The organism is Roseomonas sp. OT10 (assembly GCF_020991085.1).
GTDB classification, from domain to species: domain Bacteria; phylum Pseudomonadota; class Alphaproteobacteria; order Acetobacterales; family Acetobacteraceae; genus Roseomonas; species Roseomonas cutis.
In genome coordinates, this window is sequence record NZ_CP087719.1 from 294,904 (window position 1) to 309,510 (window position 14,607).

14 protein-coding genes are annotated in these 14,607 nt (G+C 72.8%); 5 read left to right on the plus strand and 9 right to left on the minus strand.

Annotation, left to right across the window (positions count from 1 at the left end; all coding sequences use genetic code 11):
* Positions 1-77: 77 nt before the first annotated feature.
* Positions 78-1,508 (minus strand): M20 family metallopeptidase, encoded by a 1,431-nt coding sequence (locus tag LPC08_RS01515; protein WP_230450972.1) that lies wholly within the window; start codon positions 1,506-1,508, stop codon positions 78-80.
* Positions 1,509-1,679: 171 nt separating this feature from the next.
* Between LPC08_RS01515 and LPC08_RS01520 the strand changes: the two genes are divergently transcribed.
* Positions 1,680-2,834, plus strand: a complete 1,155-nt coding sequence (locus tag LPC08_RS01520) for an NHL repeat-containing protein (RefSeq protein WP_230450973.1) — start codon at positions 1,680-1,682, stop codon at positions 2,832-2,834.
* A 53-nt stretch (positions 2,835-2,887) separates the two neighbouring features.
* Here the strand turns inward: LPC08_RS01520 and LPC08_RS01525 are convergent, their stop codons facing one another.
* Both LPC08_RS01525 and LPC08_RS01530 read right to left on the minus strand, forming a co-directional pair.
* Complete coding sequence (locus tag LPC08_RS01525) at positions 2,888-3,889, minus strand: Bug family tripartite tricarboxylate transporter substrate binding protein (RefSeq protein WP_230450974.1); 1,002 nt, start codon at positions 3,887-3,889, stop codon at positions 2,888-2,890.
* 40 nt (positions 3,890-3,929) lie between these two features.
* Positions 3,930-4,364, minus strand: a complete 435-nt coding sequence (locus LPC08_RS01530) for a type II 3-dehydroquinate dehydratase (RefSeq protein ID WP_230450975.1) — start codon at positions 4,362-4,364, stop codon at positions 3,930-3,932.
* Positions 4,365-4,603: 239 nt separating this feature from the next.
* Here LPC08_RS01530 and LPC08_RS01535 point away from each other — a divergent pair, with 239 nt between their 5' ends.
* The gene (locus LPC08_RS01535) at positions 4,604-5,389 is read left to right on the plus strand and encodes a GntR family transcriptional regulator (RefSeq protein WP_230450976.1); all 786 of its coding nucleotides are present in this window, start codon (positions 4,604-4,606) and stop codon (positions 5,387-5,389) included.
* Between the two features lie 7 nt (positions 5,390-5,396).
* Here LPC08_RS01535 and LPC08_RS01540 read toward each other — a convergent pair whose 3' ends face one another.
* Together LPC08_RS01540 and LPC08_RS01545 are read right to left on the minus strand one after the other, a co-directional pair.
* Positions 5,397-6,263, minus strand: a complete 867-nt coding sequence (locus LPC08_RS01540) for an MBL fold metallo-hydrolase (RefSeq protein WP_230450977.1) — start codon at positions 6,261-6,263, stop codon at positions 5,397-5,399.
* Positions 6,264-6,342: 79 nt separating this feature from the next.
* Positions 6,343-7,470 carry a M20 family metallopeptidase gene (locus tag LPC08_RS01545; protein ID WP_230450978.1) on the minus strand — a complete coding sequence of 376 codons (1,128 nt, stop codon included), beginning with the start codon at positions 7,468-7,470 and terminating at the stop codon, positions 6,343-6,345.
* Between the two features lie 150 nt (positions 7,471-7,620).
* On the opposite strand from LPC08_RS01545, the gene LPC08_RS01550 reads away from it, so the two are divergent.
* On the plus strand, positions 7,621-8,316 hold the full coding sequence (locus tag LPC08_RS01550) for an HAD family hydrolase (RefSeq protein ID WP_230450979.1): 696 nt from the start codon (positions 7,621-7,623) through the stop codon (positions 8,314-8,316).
* A gap of 93 nt (positions 8,317-8,409) precedes the next feature.
* On the opposite strand, the gene LPC08_RS01555 is transcribed toward LPC08_RS01550, so the two are convergent.
* The 4 genes from LPC08_RS01555 to LPC08_RS01570 all read right to left on the minus strand — a co-directional run bounded on the left by LPC08_RS01555 (position 8,410) and on the right by LPC08_RS01570 (position 12,525).
* Positions 8,410-8,865 carry a DoxX family protein gene (locus tag LPC08_RS01555; RefSeq protein WP_230450980.1) on the minus strand — a complete coding sequence of 152 codons (456 nt, stop codon included), beginning with the start codon at positions 8,863-8,865 and terminating at the stop codon, positions 8,410-8,412.
* A 131-nt stretch (positions 8,866-8,996) separates the two neighbouring features.
* Positions 8,997-9,986: an ABC transporter permease gene (locus LPC08_RS01560; RefSeq protein WP_230450981.1), complete on the minus strand. Its 990-nt coding sequence runs from the start codon at positions 9,984-9,986 to the stop codon at positions 8,997-8,999.
* Positions 9,983-11,563, minus strand: coding sequence for a sugar ABC transporter ATP-binding protein (locus tag LPC08_RS01565; protein WP_230450982.1), 1,581 nt, complete (start codon positions 11,561-11,563; stop codon positions 9,983-9,985). Before LPC08_RS01565 ends, LPC08_RS01560 begins: the two co-directional genes overlap by 4 nt.
* Positions 11,564-11,571: 8 nt before the next feature.
* A complete protein-coding gene (locus tag LPC08_RS01570) occupies positions 11,572-12,525 on the minus strand; it encodes a sugar-binding protein (RefSeq protein ID WP_230450983.1) in 954 nt (317 codons plus the stop codon).
* A gap of 214 nt (positions 12,526-12,739) precedes the next feature.
* On the opposite strand from LPC08_RS01570, the gene LPC08_RS01575 reads away from it, so the two are divergent.
* Entirely contained in the window at positions 12,740-13,330 is a 591-nt protein-coding gene (locus LPC08_RS01575; RefSeq protein ID WP_441295823.1) for an LOG family protein, read from the plus strand.
* A 21-nt stretch (positions 13,331-13,351) separates the two neighbouring features.
* Positions 13,352-14,314 (plus strand): bifunctional riboflavin kinase/FAD synthetase, encoded by a 963-nt coding sequence (locus LPC08_RS01580; protein ID WP_230450984.1) that lies wholly within the window; start codon positions 13,352-13,354, stop codon positions 14,312-14,314.
* The last annotated feature ends 293 nt before the right edge of the window (positions 14,315-14,607 follow it).

The window sequence follows — 14,607 nt, forward strand, 5'->3', positions numbered from 1 at the left end:
GCCGGCGCCACGGGCGTAGCAGCGATCCGGGCCCGCGGGAGAGCTGCCCTGGGCAGCCTCCCGGCGGGCCGGCGGCGTCAGGCCGCGCCCTTGCTCATCTGCGCGATGGGCGGGGCGAGGTCGGCCGGGAGCGGGCAGGCATAGGGCGAATCCGCCGTGCGCGCGGCGAGGTCCGCCTTGGCCTTCTCCACCAGCGCCGGGTCGCGAAGCGCGTCCACCGCCGTGCCGGCCATCACCTTGGCCACGTGCATCATCCCCTTGTGGGCGATGCCCGACTTGCCCTGGGCCGTGAGCTGCCAGGAATGGCCCGGCGTGCCGATGGCATAGGTCGCGCCACGCGCCTGCACGGTCGGCACCACCCAGGAGACGTCGCCCACGTCGGTGGAGCCGATGCCGCCCTTGCCGCGGGCGTCGAGCGGGACGACGAAGTCGCAGAGGGGCTTGTCCTTCTCCAGCGGCACGCCGTGGCGGCGGAAGGCGGCGGCGATGTCCTCGTCCGACAGGGTGGCGCGGATCTCGCGCGCATAGGCGCGGTCCGCCTCGTCGAACTCCGGCGGGCCGAGGCGCTGGAAGTTGTCGTACATCGCCTGTTCCAGCGGCGCGTTGCCGAGCAGGTTGGAGACGGCGCTGACCACCTTCGTCGTCACCGTCGTCTCCGTCATCAGCGCGGCACCGTCGGCGATCTTGCGCACCCGGGCGACAAGCGCGTTCAGCTCCACCAGATTCGCCGCGCGGATCAGGTAGCGCACGCGCGCGCTGGCCTGCACCACGTTCGGGGCGATGCCGCCGGCGTCGAGATAGGCGTAGTGGATGCGCGCATGATCCGGCATGTGCTCGCGCATGTAGTTCACGCCCACGCTCATCAGCTCCACCGCGTCCAGGGCGGAGCGGCCCAGGTCGGGCGCGGCGGCGGCGTGGCTGGAGCGGCCGTGGAACTGGAAGTCGATGCGGGTGTTGGCGAGGCTGACCGCCTCGTTCACGCCCGAGAGCGGCGCGGGATGCCAGCAGATGGCGACGTCCACGTCGTCGAAGGCGCCGTCGCGCACCATGAAGCCCTTGGCGGCGCCGCCCTCCTCGGCCGGGCAGCCGTAGTAGCGCACGCGGCCCGGGAGGTTGTTCGCGGCCAGCCAATCCTTGACCGCCGCCGCCGCCAGCAGCGAGGCGGAGCCGAGCAGGTTGTGGCCGCAGCCATGGCCGACGCCGTCGCCGGGCAGGGGCTTGTGCTCGGCGATGCCCGCCTCCTGGCTCAGCCCTGGCAGGGCGTCGTACTCGCCCAGGATGGCAATGACGGGCCCGCCCTCGCCGGCCTCGCCCATCACCGCCGTCGGGATGCCCGCGACGTTGGTGGTCACGCGGAAGCCCTCCGCCTCCAACTGCTTCGTGTGCTCGGCGCAGGAACGGTGCTCGCCATAGGCCAGCTCCGGCATGTCCCAGATCCGGTCGGACAGGGCGACGTAGTCGTCGCGGCGCTGGTCCACCAGGCGCCAGATTTCCTCGGTGTTCCTCATCTCGGCTGGGTCTCCTGGCTGGGGGCGGGGGTTGCCCGCGTTTCTAGCGCCGCTGCCGCCGCCAGGGCCAGCCTCGCCGCATCCGCCTTGACAGGGCGGGTGCATCGGCGAACGCTTGCGCAACCGCAACGGCGTCCGGGACGACGGCCGGGCGGATGAGGAAACGCCCGGATGAAATCCCATCCCGCCACCTTGCGCGCGGCCGTGCTGCCATTGCTCGCGGCCCTGCTGCTGCCCGCCCCGTCATCGGCGCAGTCTCCTCCCGCCCCGCCCGCGGCGACCGCGGCCCCGCAGTACCAGGTCGATCCGTTCTGGCCGAAGCCCTTGCCGAACCAGTGGGGCATCGGCCAGGCGGCCGGGGTCGCGGTGGACCGGCGAGACCATGTCTGGATCATCCACCGCCCCGCCTCGATGACGGCGGACGAGCGCGGCGCCACCGCCAGCCCGCCGCTCTCCGAATGCTGCGTGCCGGCGCCCTCGGTGATGGCCTTCGACACCGACGGCAACCTGCTGCGGGCCTGGGGCGGGCCCGGCCACCACCCGGACTGGTCGGAGCGCGAGCACGGCATCTACGTGGACGCCCAGGACAACGTCTGGCTCGCCGGCAACGCGCCGACCGACCATGTGGTGCTGAAGTTCGACCGCGACGGCCGCTTCCTGCTGCGCCTGGGCGTCCCGCGCGAGACGGGCGGCAGCAACGACACGGCCCGGCTGGGCCTGCCGGCGGACATCTTCGTCGACGAGGCGGCGAACGAGGTCTACATCGCCGACGGCTACGGCAACCGGCGCGTCATCGTCTTCGATGCGCAGACCGGCGCCTACAAGCGGCACTGGGGCGCCTATGGCGAGCGGCCGCACGACGACCCGCTGCCGGCCTACCGGCCCAACCAGCAGCCGCCCTCGCGCAGCTTCGGCAGCCCCGTGCACAGCGTGCGCATCGCGAGCGACGGGCTGCTCTACGTCGCCGACCGGCGCAACGACCGGGTGCAGGTCTTCCGCAAGGACGGCAGCTTCGTGCGCGAGTTCTTCATCGCCCCCGCGACGCTGGGCCCTGGCTCCGTCTGGGACCTCGACATGATTCCGAACAGCAGCCCGCCGCTCTTCGTCATCGCGGACGGGTCGAACAATGTCGTCTGGCTGGTCTCGGACACCGGCGAGATCCGCGGCCGCTTCGGGCGGAACGGGCGCATGGCCGGCGAATTCCACTGGGTGCACAACATCGCCACGGATTCGCGCGGCAACGTCTACACCACCGAGGTGGATACCGGGAAACGCGCCCAGCGCTTCCGCCTGACCTCGCCGCTGCCTGCCGCACCGACGAGGTAGGACCCTGCGGGGGCGGGCGTCGTTCCCGCCCCCATGCCCGACGGCCCGGCGCGCTACTCCGCCTTGATGTTGCGCTTGCGGATGAGCTCGCCCCAGCGCCGGCCTTCCTCGGCGAGGTAGGCCGGGAAGGCCTCGGCGCTGCCGCCGATCACGTCGATCGAGGCGGCCTCCAGCTTGGCCTTCACCTCCGGGTTGTTCAGCGCCTCCCGCGCGGCGGTGGCCAGGCGCTGCACGATCGCGTCGGGCGTGCCGGCCGGGGCGAAGAAGCCGAAGTCGTTGGTGGCGTGGTAGCCGGCGAGGCCGCTCTCGGCGAGGGTGGGCACGTCCGGCGCCTTGGGGTCGCGCTGGCGGCCGGTGACGGCCAGGGCGCGCAGCTCGCCCGACTGCAGGTAGGGCAGGGCGCTGACCGTGTCCACGAAGCCCATGGTCGCCTCCTTGGTGAGGAGCGCCTGCAAGGCCGGCGCGCCGCCGCGGTAGGAGACGTGCAGAATGTCGATCCCCGCCATGTCCAGCATCAGCTCCGGCGCGAGCTGCCCGACCGTGCCCGAGCCCGGCGAGGCATAGGTCAGCTTGCCGGGATCGCGCTTCGCCGCCGCGATCAGGTCGGCGATGGTCCGGATCGGGCTGGAGGAATGCACCATGACGAACATGGCGTTGCCGGCCAGCAGGCTGATCGGCGTGAAGGCCTTGTCGTTGTCGTAGGGCAGGGGGCTGAACAGGGTGGGCGCGATGGCGAAGGTGCCCGTCGGCGCCACGTCCAGCGTGTAGCCATCCGGCCGCGCCCGGGCCACTGCGCCGTGCCCGACCGTGCCGCTGGCCCCCGCCCGGTTCTCCACCACGAAGGAGCCGCCGAGGCTGGCGGCGAGCTGCTGCGCCAGCAGCCGCGCGACGAAGTCGGTGGAGCCGCCGGGCGCGAAGGGCACGATGATGGTCACCGGCCGGGTCGGATAGGCGGGCTGCTGCGCCAGGGCCGGCCGCAGCAGCGTCGGGGCGGCGGCGCCCAGGCCGAGCGCGGCGGTGCCGCGCAGCAGGGTGCGGCGGGAAAGATCGTTCATCGACGTTGTCCTCGTGTTTCGTTGCCGGGCTCGCCCGTTGTCAGGCGAGCAGGTCCTGCACCGCGCGCATGGCGGTCGCGTAGCCCTTCGCCCCCAGCCCCGCGATCACGGCGGTGGCGACGGTGGAGACGAGCGAGCGGTGATAGATCGCCTCGCGCTTGTGGATGTTGGTGATGTGCAGCTCCACCACCGGCCCGGGGAACATCTTCAGCGCATCGATCACCGGGACGGAGGTGAAGGTCAGGCCCGCCGGGTTGATGACGATGCCATCCGCCGGGGCGTCGATCGCGTCGTGGATCCACTCCACGAGCTGCCCCTCGTAGTTGGTCTGGCGGAAGACGACGTCCGCCCCGCCGGCCGCCTCGCGGCACAGCGCCTCGACCTCGGCCAGGGTGGTGCGGCCGTAGATCTCCGGCTCGCGCTTGCCCAGCCGGTTCAGGTTCGGCCCGTTCAGGACGTGGATCACCCGGCTCACCGGCCCGTCCCGCCGCGTCGTTCGGCTCGCATGCTGCGCACCCCGTCTCCTCCCGCCGCGACCCTTCGCGGCCGTCGGGCGGCAAGTTGTCATGCGATGGAACGACAATCAACAGATGATTCGACGTTCATGTGATATAATGGAATTCGGCGGCGTTTCCGGGGACTGCCATGGCACGGCGTTTCCGGGCATGGTCGCCAGGCCGGTCCCGGACCGGCGCGCATTCGACAGGAGGCGGCGTGGAGGAGGTTTCGGTCGGCGAGGTCGCCTATCGCCGGATCAGGGCGGACATCGTCTTCGGGCGCCTCGCGCCCGGCCAGCGCCTGGGGCTGGAGGGGATGCGCGCCGCCTACGGGGCGGGGGTCAGCACCCTGCGCGAGCTGCTGAGCCGCCTCTCCTCGGAGGGGCTGGTGACGGCCGAGGGCCAGCGCGGCTTCGAGGTCGCCCCGGTCTCCGCCGCCGAGCTGCGCGAGATCGCGGCCCTGCGCCTGCTGCTGGAGACGCATGCGCTGGAGCAGTCCTTCGCCGCAGGCGGGCTGGAATGGGAGAGCGGCGTGGTCGCCGCGCACCACCGGCTGGCGGCGATGGAGCGGCTGCTGCTCGCCGGCGAGGCCAGCGAGGCGGAACGCTGGAAGCGCTACGACTGGGAGTTCCACCACGCGCTGGTGGCGGCCTGCGGCTCGCAGGTGCTGCTGCAGGCGCATGCGGCGATCTACGACCGCTACCTCCGCTACCAGATGGTCGCGGCCGTCTTCCGCGGCGCCGTGGCGGCGGAGGAGCACCGCCGGCTGCTCGACGCCGCCCTGGCGCGGGACGTCGCCGCCGCCCGGAGCCTGCTGGCGGACCATATCCATGGCTGCGTCGCCCAGGTGCTGGAGACCGGGGCGCTGGACGCCTTCCGCTCCCGCCCCCCCGTCGCGGCGGCCGGCCGGGCGGCGGCCCGCCGGCGGCGCCCGGGTGCCGAGCCCGCGCCCGGCCGGGGCACGGCGAAGCGACGGGAGAGGGGCGGGAAGGCGGCGGGCTGAGCGCCGCTCAGGCGCGCTCGCGCAGCGTGACCGGGATGCGCAGATAGCGGACGCCGTTGGCCTCCGCCTCCGGGAAGCGTCCCGCCTGCATGTTCACCTGGATCGAGGGCAGCAGCAGCACCGGCGGTGCCAGCGTGGCATCCCGTGCCTGGCGCAGGGCGACGTACTCTTCCTCGGTCATGCCGTCGCGGACATGGGGGTTGCGGGCGCGCTCCTCGGCGACCGTCGTCTCCCAGGCCACGGCGTCGCGTCCCGGCGCCTTGTAGTCGTGGCAGATGAACAGCCGCGTCTCCGGCGGCAGGTCGAGCAGCCGGCGGATGGAGCGGTACAGCGTCCGTGCGTCGCCGCCCGGGAAATCGGCGCGGGCCGTGCCGGCATCGGGCATGAACAGCGTATCGCCGACGAAGCAGGTGTCGCCGATGCGATAGGCGATGCAGGCGGGGGTATGGCCGGGGACGTGCAGCACCTCGACCGTCAGCTTGCCCAGGGGGAAGCGGTCGCCATCCTCGTACAGCTCGTCGAAGTCGCCGCCGGCGGGGATGTCGTTCAGCCCGAAGATCGGCCGGAAGATGCGCTGCACGTCGCGGATATGCGCGCCGATGCCGATGCGCGCCCCCGTGCGGGCCTTGATCCAGGGGGCGGCGGTCAGGTGGTCGGCATGGACGTGGGTTTCCAGGATGCGCGCGACCGTCAGCCCCTCGGCCCGCGCCGCCCCCAGCACGGCGGCGGCGGAATCCGTCCCGGCCTCCCCGGTCCTGTGGTCATAGTCCAGCACCGGGTCGATGATGGCGGCCTGCTTCGTCGCGGGGCACCAGGCGAGGTAGGTGACGGTGCCGCTGGCCGGGTCGTGGAAGCCGCGGATGGCGGGGTCCATGGCATGGTCCTCCTTCCGGCCGGGGGAGGGCCCTGGCCCCGGCCTCCGGCCGCCAGCCTAGCGCCGGCCGCGCCCCGCGTCACAGCGTCTCCAGCAGCCCCGCGATCACCCGGCCGCGCGGCGCCAGGTCGCGCCACAGGATGTGCTCGAAGGGCGCATGCGCCCCGGCCCCGGTGCAGCCCAGCCCGTCCAGCGTGGGGATGCCCAGCGCCGCGGTGAAGTTGCCGTCCGACCCGCCGCCGCGATGCTGCTTCGGCAGGTCGTAGCCCGCCTCCTTCGCGAGATCCCGGGCGAGGGCGTAGAGCTGCAGCGTCTCCGGCGTCTCCACCATCGGCGGGCGGTTCATGCCACCGGTCACGGCGATGCGGATGCCGTCCCGCTCGCCCGCGAGGCCGAGGATGGCCGCCTCCATCGCCAGCCCGTCCTCGATGGAGGAGACCCGCAGGTCGATCTCGCACCCCGCCTCGGGCGGGACGACGTTGGGCCGCGTGCCGCCCCAGACGGGGGCGACGTTGGTGGTGACCCCGCGCGGCAGGTCGGTCATCCCGTGGACCGTCTGGATCAGCCCCGCCAGCGCCACCACCGCGCTGCGCCCGTCGGTCCAGTTGCCGCCGGCATGGGCGGAGACGCCGTCGATCCGCACCACGAAGCGCCCCACCCCCTTGCGCGCGGTGACGCAGGCGCCCTGCGGCGCGCCCGCCGGCTCGGGGATCAGCACGGCGATGGCCTCGGCCGCCGCCTGCTCGATCGGCTCGCGCGAGGTGGGGGAGCCCACCTCCTCGTCCGGCGTCAGCAGCAGCACGATGGGCCGGCGGGTCTTCACCTTCTGGCGCAGGATCTCGCGCACCGCGTGGAAGGCCAGGAAGGAGCCGGACTTCATGTCGTAGATGCCCGGCCCGTGCGCCTTGTCGCCCTCGACCTTCCAGGGCATCGGCCCCGCCAGCGTGCCGTGGTCCCAGACCGTGTCGAGGTGGCCGGAGATCACCACCGGCTTGCCCTCGCCGGGGGTGCGGGCGATCAGCGTGTCGCCATAGCCGTCGCGCCCGGGGATGCGGGTGAGGGCGGCGCCGGCCTCCGCCAGGCCCGATTGCGCCAGGTCCAGCAGCCGGTTCACCGCCGCCGCATCGGTGGTGGGGGTCTCGATCTCCACCCAGCTCTTCAGCTCCGCCAGCAGCCGCTCGCTGGTGCCGATCTCCGTCGCCGTCATGGGGTGCGCCTCCGTCACGTCCTGTACCCCGGTGTCGCGCCGCGGGCGCCGCCTGTCCATCGGGCGGCCCGGCCCGGCACGGCACGGGGCAGGGCGGCCATGCCCGCTTCCCGCTCCCGGCCGGGCGCGGCCGGCGCTATCACCCCGCCCATGCCCCTCTCGCCCATGCCGCTCCCGCAACGGCCCGAGGCGGTCGTCTTCGACATGGACGGCCTGCTGTTCGACACGGAGACGCTCTACCGCGCCTCCCTCTTCGCCGCCGCCGAGGAGATGGGGCACCCGATGACGGACGAGGTCCACCGCGCCATGCTGGGCTGCCCCTGGCCGGTGATCCAGGGCCAGCTCGTGGCCCATCTGGGGTCGGAGGCGGCGGTCGCGGCCTTCCGCACCGTCTGGACCGGGCGGTTCGAGGCGCTGCTGGAGACCGGCCTCTGCCTCAAGGCCGGGGTGGTGGAGCTGCTGGACACGCTGGATGCGCTCGGCCTGCCGCGCGCCATCGCCACCTCCTCCCGCCATGCCAGCGTCTCGCACCATCTGGCCGCGCACGGGCTGACGGGGCGCTTCCACGCGGTGGTCGCCCAGGGCGACTATGCCCGGAGCAAGCCGGCGCCCGACCCCTTCCTGGCCGCCGCCGCCCGGCTGGGCCTGGCGCCGGAGCGTTGCCTGGCGCTGGAGGATTCCCATAACGGGGTGCGCTCCGCTGCCTCGGCCGGGATGATGACGGTGATGGTTCCCGACCTGCTGGAGGCGACGGAGGAGATGCGCGGGTTGTGCCGGCACGTCGCCGGCGACCTGCATGCCGTCCGCGGGATGGTGCTGGCGAGCTGGGGCCACGGCGTGGACTGACCCGGGCCATCCCGGGCATGGCGGAACCCCCGGCGGGAGGCCCGCCGGGGGTTCCGCGTGCCACGGAGGCGATGGCCTCCGCGGCACGGTGCCTCAGAGCCGGATGTTCCGGCCGAAGCCGAGCAGCCCCGGTTCCTCGCGCCAGGCGTGGACGAAGACCACGAGCGAGGCGAGCCCCCACATCACCAGGTACTCGATGCCGCCGCCCGACCAGTACCAGCCGAGGCCCTTGACCTGGATGATCGCATAGGCCGCCACGACCATCAGGACGAAGGAGACCAGCGCCGCGTAGCGGGTGAAGAGGCCGAGGATGAGCGCCACGGCCACCGCCAGCTCCGCCGCCGCCGAGAAGGCGACGAAGAACCCGGGCGGATGGAAGCCGGCCTTGGCGAAGAAGACGCTGGTGCTCTCGAAGCCCACCACCTTGGAATAGAAGTGCGGCAGGTAGAACAGGCCGAGCAGGACCCGGAGCATGGTCATGGCCGGGACTCCCGGCCGTGCCTGGGCCCGGGCCTGGACGGCATTGGCATGGAGGGCGATGTCGGACATGGCCGCTGTCCCGGCGCCTGCGCCGGACTCCTTTCCGGGGCAAACCCCGATGGCCGCCCCGATGAGGACAGGAGAGCTCCGCTTTCCGCCCGCCGCCTTGACCTGAATCAAGCGGCCGGGCCGATGCGCCGCTACTCCGCCGGCACCCCCGCGAGCTTCGGCGCGGTCCCGGCCAGCGACGCCTGCCGCCGCCGGGAGATCTGCTGGTCGGCGATGGCGCCGAGCAGGATGACGCTGCCCATCACCGCGAAGTTCAGCGAGGAGGGGATGCCCAGGATGTTCACCAGGTTCTGCAGGATCTGGAGCAGCACCGTGCCCAGCACGATGCCCAGGATCGACCCCTCGCCCCCGCGCAGGGAACAGCCGCCCAGCACCGCCGCCGCGATGGCGTAGAGCTCGTAGAAATTGCCGAAGGAGGAGGGCGAGACGGAGGAGGTGTAGAAGACCAGCAGCACGGTGGAGAGCCCGGCCAGCAGCCCGCCCACCACATAGGCGCCGGTGATCACCCGGTCCGTGTCGATGCCCGAATGCCGCGCCGCCTCCTCGTTGCGCCCCACGGCGTAGAGGTAGCGCCCGAAGACGGAGCGGTGCAGCACCACCGCCATGACCAGGGAGACCACGATGAGGATGAGGAAGGGGTTGGGGATGCCGAAGGAGCGCCCCGCCGCCAGCCAGGTCAGCGTGTCGATCCCCGTGGCGTAGCCGAAGCCCATCGTGCCGTCGTTCGAGTAGTAGCGCGCGGCGCCGCGGTAGATCAGCAGTCCGCAGAGCGTGACCACGAAGGGCTGCAGCTTCATCCGCGTCACCAGCAAGCCGTGCAGCAGCCCCAGCAGCAGCCCGGCGGCGAGGACGGCCAGCACCGCCAGCGGCCAGGCGACCTCGTAATTCGCCAGCAGGTCGACGAGGATGATGCCGAGCAGGGCGAACATCGAGCCCACGGACAGGTCGATGCCGCCGGTGATGATGATCAGCCCCTGGCCGATCGAGAAGATGCCGAACAGCCCGATCAGGTTGGCCATGTTCAGCAGGTTCGTGCTGGACAGGAAGAGCGGGTTCAGCGCCGCCGTGATGCCGCCGATCACCACCAGCAGCACCGCCAGCACCAGTTCCTTCTTGCTCATGCGTGCACCGGATCCCTGGCTTCGCTCTCGTGCTGGCCGATGGCGAGGCGCAGCACGGCGGCCTCGCTGAATTGCGGCCGCTCCAGCGTGCCGCTGACGCGCCCCTCATGCATCACGGCGATGCGGTCGCTGACGCCGATCACCTCCTCCATGTCGGAGGAGATCATCAGCACCACCACGCCCCGGTCGGCGAGGCCGCGCATCAGCGCGTAGATCTCGCCGCGCGCGCCCACGTCGATGCCGCGCGTCGGCTCGTCGAACAGGATCGCCCGCGGTGCCATGCTGAGCCACTTGCCCAGCACGACCTTCTGCTGGTTGCCGCCCGAGAGCGCGCCCGCCCGCGTCGCCACCTCCGGCACCTTGATGCGCAGGGACCGGCGCTGTTCCTCGGCCGCCGCCGTCTCCCGCCCCCGGTCCACCAGCCCCAGCCTCGCATAGAAGGGCAGGCCGGCGAGGGTGACGTTGTCCCGCACGGGCATCTCCAGCACCAGTCCGGCGCGCTTGCGATCCTCGGGCGCCAGATAGACCCCGGCGGCGATGGCGTCGCGCGGGCTGCGGATGGGAAGCGCCTTGCCGTCCAGCCGGATGGCGCCGGCCAGCGCCGGGTCCACCCCGAAGACGGTGCGGGCGAGCGAGGTCCGCCCCGACCCCACCAGCCCGGCGAGACCCAGGATCTCGCCCGGACGCGCATGCAGGTCGATGGCGCGATCGGGGAAGAAGGGCGTGACCAGCCCTTCCAGCACCAGCCCACCCTCGCCGGGGGCGCGTCCCGGCGGGATGTAGAGCGAGCGCAGGTCGCGGCCGATCATCAGCCGGATCATCGCCGCGTGGTCGATCTCCTCCCGCGCCAGCGTGCCCGCCAGCCGCCCGTCGCGCAGGCAGACCACGCGGTCGGCGCAGCGCACCACCTCGCCCAGCCGGTGGGTGATGTAGACGATGCCCGTCCCCGCCGCGCGCAGCTCGCCGACCAGGGTGAGGAGGCGGTCCGTCTCGCTCAGCGTCAGGGAGGAGGTGGGCTCGTCCAGTATCAGCACCCGCGCGTCCGCGGCCAGGGCCTTGGCGATCTCGACGAGCTGGCGCTGGGCGATGGAGAGGGCGGCGACCGGCGCGTCGGGACCGAAATCGGCGCCGAGCCGGCGCAGCAGCGGCGCCACCGTCTCCCGCATCGCCCCCCGGTCGATGAGGCGCAACGGGCCGCCGCGCAGCGGCTCCCGCCCGAACAGCACGTTCGCCGCCACGTCGAGGTTGTCGAAGAGGTTCAGCTCCTGATGGACGAAGGCGATGCCGGCGCGCTGCGCCGCCGCCACCGTCAGCGCGGCGTGCTCGCGGCCGCCGATGCGGATCACCCCCGCATCGGGCGCGACCACGCCGCCCAGCACCTTCATCAGGGTGGACTTGCCGGCACCGTTCTCGCCCAGCAGCGCCACGACCTCGCCGGCGGCCAGGGTCAGCCCCACCCCGTCCAGCGCGCGCACGCCGGGGTAGGACTTCCGGATTCCCTCCAGCTCCAGCAGAGGGCCCGCCGGAGCCGGTCCCACCGCAGCAGGGGAGGGGCGGGCCGGGGAGGGCCCGTCCATGGTGGCGATCAGCGTCCCGAGAGGAGTTGCCGCATCTGGCCCTGGAAGTCGGCCACGTTCGCCTTGTCGATGATCCGGGTGGGGATGATGATCTGCTTGTTGGCGGGGATGAAGGACCTGTCGCCGTTCAGCACCTTCACCATGCCGATCATCGACTGGTAGCCGAACTCGAAGGGCTGCTGCACCACGGTGGAGGTGACGACGCCCTCGGCCACGCCGCGCAGGGTCAGCCCGTCCTCGTCGAAGCCCACCACCTTGACGCTGCCCTCCTTGCCGGCGGCCTTCACCGCCTGGACGATCTGCGGCGTGTTGTAGGCCCAGAGCCCGACCAGCAGCTTCACGTCGGGCGAGCGGGTCAGCGCGTCCTCGACGTTGCGCTTGGCGCGGGCGATGTCGGATTCGTCGGTGCGGATGTCGGCGATCTCGATGTTCGAGCCGGCCAGCGCCTCGCGGATGCCCTGCACGCGCTCCCGCGCGTTGGCCGCGTCCATGGTGCCGACGAAGAGCAGCGCCTTGCCGCCCTCGGGCAGGGCGCGCTTCATCTGGGCGCCGGCCTCGCGCCCGGCCGCGACGTTGTCGGTCCCGATATAGACCAGCCGGTTGCTCTGCGGCGCGTCGCTGTCGGAGGTGAAGAGCACCGCCTGGGAGGCGGCGCGGTTCAGCACCTCGGTCGAGGAGGCGGGGTCGATCGGCGAGATGGCGATGCCCGCGACCTTGCGCGCCAGCAGCTCGTCGATGATGCGCCGCTGCTCGGCCGCGCTGGCCTGGCCGGGGACGAGGAGCGACATGTCGTAGTCGGGGTGTTCGCGGTTGGCCTTCTCCACCCCGCGCCGGCAGATGGTCCAGAAATCGGCCGAGACGTTGACCACGAAGACGAGTTGCCGCTTGGCCTGGGCCCGTGCGACGTGCGGGGCCGCCAGGACGGCGGCCGCGGGAAGGGCGATGAACGTGCGCCGCTGCATGCGTGATGCTCCTGTACGCTTCCTCACGGCCCGGTGAGCGGGCCCCGGCGCGGTTCACCGCGTCCTTCCGGCGAGCCTAACAGCCTCCCGCTGCCCGCGGAAAGGACATGATGGAGACTTAATGCCCGCGCCGGTGGCGGGGCTTGCCCCCATCCCGATGGGCGGTGCGGCCCCGGCCCTCGCGCGCGATCCGGCGGAAGGCTACATCAGGGCCATGACCATGGAACGGATCTGTGTCTTCTGCGGTGCCAATGCCGGCAACCGCGCCGAATATGCCGAGGCCGCCCGTGCCCTGGGCCAGGCCATCGCCGCACGCGGGATGGGGCTGGTCTATGGCGGCGGCAAGGTCGGGCTGATGGGCCTCGTGGCCGACGCCGCCCTGGCTGCGGGGGCGGAGGTGGACGGCATCATCCCCGAGGCGCTGATGCAGCGCGAGGTCGGGCATGGCTCGGTCACCCGGCTGCACGTCGTCCAGTCGATGCACGAGCGCAAGGCGATGATGGCGGAGCTGTCGGACGGCTTCGTGATCCTCCCCGGGGGCTTCGGCACGCTGGAGGAGGTGTTCGAGGTGCTGACCTGGTCGCAGCTCGGCCTGCACGAGAAGGGCGCCGTCTTCCTGGACATCGCGGGCTACTGGGACGGGCTGCTGCGGACGCTGGACGCGATGCAGCGGGAGGGCTTCCTGAAGCCCGAGCACCGGCTGCTGGCGATGCGGGCGGAGGACCCCGGGCAGGCGCTGGACATGCTGGCCGCCTTCCGCCCGCCACCGGTGACGAAGTGGATCGAAAGCCCGGCCCAGGCCTGATCGCCCCATGACGATTCCGACATGAGCGGCCTCCTGCCCCCCGGACCGCTGCCGGCCGCGGGCCTCGCGGTCGGGAGCTGGCGCGACCTCCCCCCCGGGCAGCGCGGCGCCACGGTGGCGCTGGGCAATCTCGACGGGGTGCACCACGGCCATCGCGCCGTGCTGCGCGCCGCCCATGCGGCGCGGCCCGACCTGCCGCTCGCCGCCCTGACCTTCGAGCCGCATCCACGCGAGCATTTCCGTCCGGACGACCCGCCCTTCCGGCTCACCCCCTTCCCGGCCAAGCGGGAGGCGCTGGCCGAGGCGGGCTGCGCCCTCGTCTACGCGCTGCCCTTCGGGGCGGAGCTGGCGGCGATGCCGGCGGAGGAGTTCGTGGAGGCGGTGCTGCACCGGGGGATCGGCGCGCGGCACCTGGCCTGCGGCGCCGACTTCGCCTTCGGCCACCGGCGCGGCGGCGACGTGGCGGTGCTGGCGCGGCTGGCCGAGGCGCGGGGGATCGGGCTGAGCATCGTCCCCGCCGTCGCGGATGCGGAGGGGACGATCTCCTCCACCCGGATTCGCCGCGCCCTGCAGGATGGCTACCCGGAGCGGGCGGCGCGCGACCTGGGCCGGCCCTGGGAGATCCGGGGCGAGGTGGTGCATGGCGACAAGCTCGGCCGGGTGCTGGGCTGGCCGACCGCGAACCTGTGGCTGGGGCGGCACCTGGAGCCGGCGCGCGGGGTCTATGCCGTGACCATCCGCCTGCCCGACGGGGGCGAGGCCCGGGGCGTGGCCAATATCGGCCGCCGCCCCACCCTGGGGGGCGACCCGCAGACCCGGCTGGAGGTCCATCTCTTCGACTGGTCCGGCGACCTCTACGGACAGGAGATCCGGGTCCGGCTGCTTTCCTTCCTGCGGCCGGATGCGACCTTCTCCGGGCTGGAGGAGCTGAAGGCGGCCATTGCCGCCGATGCGGCGCAGGCGCGGGCGCTGCTGGAGCGCTGAGCCGTGCCGGTGCCGGGCCGGCGAGGGGCCGCGGCGTCCGGGGGACGGCCGGCCTGACGCCGGCACTCGGCTTCATGCCTGAAGACAGGGAACTGCCCGGAAGGCCGCGGGCCGGTCCGCGGCAATGTCCGGCTCCGGCCGCCGCGTCGGCGAGGCTTTCCGCGGGCGGCCGGTCGCCCTGCAACGCAGCATCCGGTAGAACCGGTCTCGGCCGGGGCGGATCGCGCGCGGTGCCTCACCCCTCTCCAAGGTGGTAACGGAATGCCTATGACGACGATAGCGCCGGGCGGTCC

What these genes read in the sequence shown, in the direction of transcription:
- LPC08_RS01555 (WP_230450980.1), bottom strand. Translation starts at nt 8,865, where the DNA reads ATGTCCGACATCGCCCTCCATGCCAATGCCGTCCAGGCCCGGGCCCAG.
- LPC08_RS01575 (WP_441295823.1), top strand. Translation starts at nt 12,740, where the DNA reads ATGACCATGGAACGGATCTGTGTCTTCTGCGGTGCCAATGCCGGCAAC.
- LPC08_RS01515 (WP_230450972.1), bottom strand. Translation starts at nt 1,508, where the DNA reads ATGAGGAACACCGAGGAAATCTGGCGCCTGGTGGACCAGCGCCGCGAC.
- LPC08_RS01520 (WP_230450973.1), top strand. Translation starts at nt 1,680, where the DNA reads ATGAAATCCCATCCCGCCACCTTGCGCGCGGCCGTGCTGCCATTGCTC.
- LPC08_RS01545 (WP_230450978.1), bottom strand. Translation starts at nt 7,470, where the DNA reads ATGACGGCGACGGAGATCGGCACCAGCGAGCGGCTGCTGGCGGAGCTG.
- LPC08_RS01540 (WP_230450977.1), bottom strand. Translation starts at nt 6,263, where the DNA reads ATGGACCCCGCCATCCGCGGCTTCCACGACCCGGCCAGCGGCACCGTC.
- LPC08_RS01560 (WP_230450981.1), bottom strand. Translation starts at nt 9,986, where the DNA reads ATGAGCAAGAAGGAACTGGTGCTGGCGGTGCTGCTGGTGGTGATCGGC.
- LPC08_RS01580 (WP_230450984.1), top strand. Translation starts at nt 13,352, where the DNA reads ATGAGCGGCCTCCTGCCCCCCGGACCGCTGCCGGCCGCGGGCCTCGCG.
- LPC08_RS01525 (WP_230450974.1), bottom strand. Translation starts at nt 3,889, where the DNA reads ATGAACGATCTTTCCCGCCGCACCCTGCTGCGCGGCACCGCCGCGCTC.
- LPC08_RS01570 (WP_230450983.1), bottom strand. Translation starts at nt 12,525, where the DNA reads ATGCAGCGGCGCACGTTCATCGCCCTTCCCGCGGCCGCCGTCCTGGCG.
- LPC08_RS01550 (WP_230450979.1), top strand. Translation starts at nt 7,621, where the DNA reads ATGCCCCTCTCGCCCATGCCGCTCCCGCAACGGCCCGAGGCGGTCGTC.
- LPC08_RS01565 (WP_230450982.1), bottom strand. Translation starts at nt 11,563, where the DNA reads ATGGACGGGCCCTCCCCGGCCCGCCCCTCCCCTGCTGCGGTGGGACCG.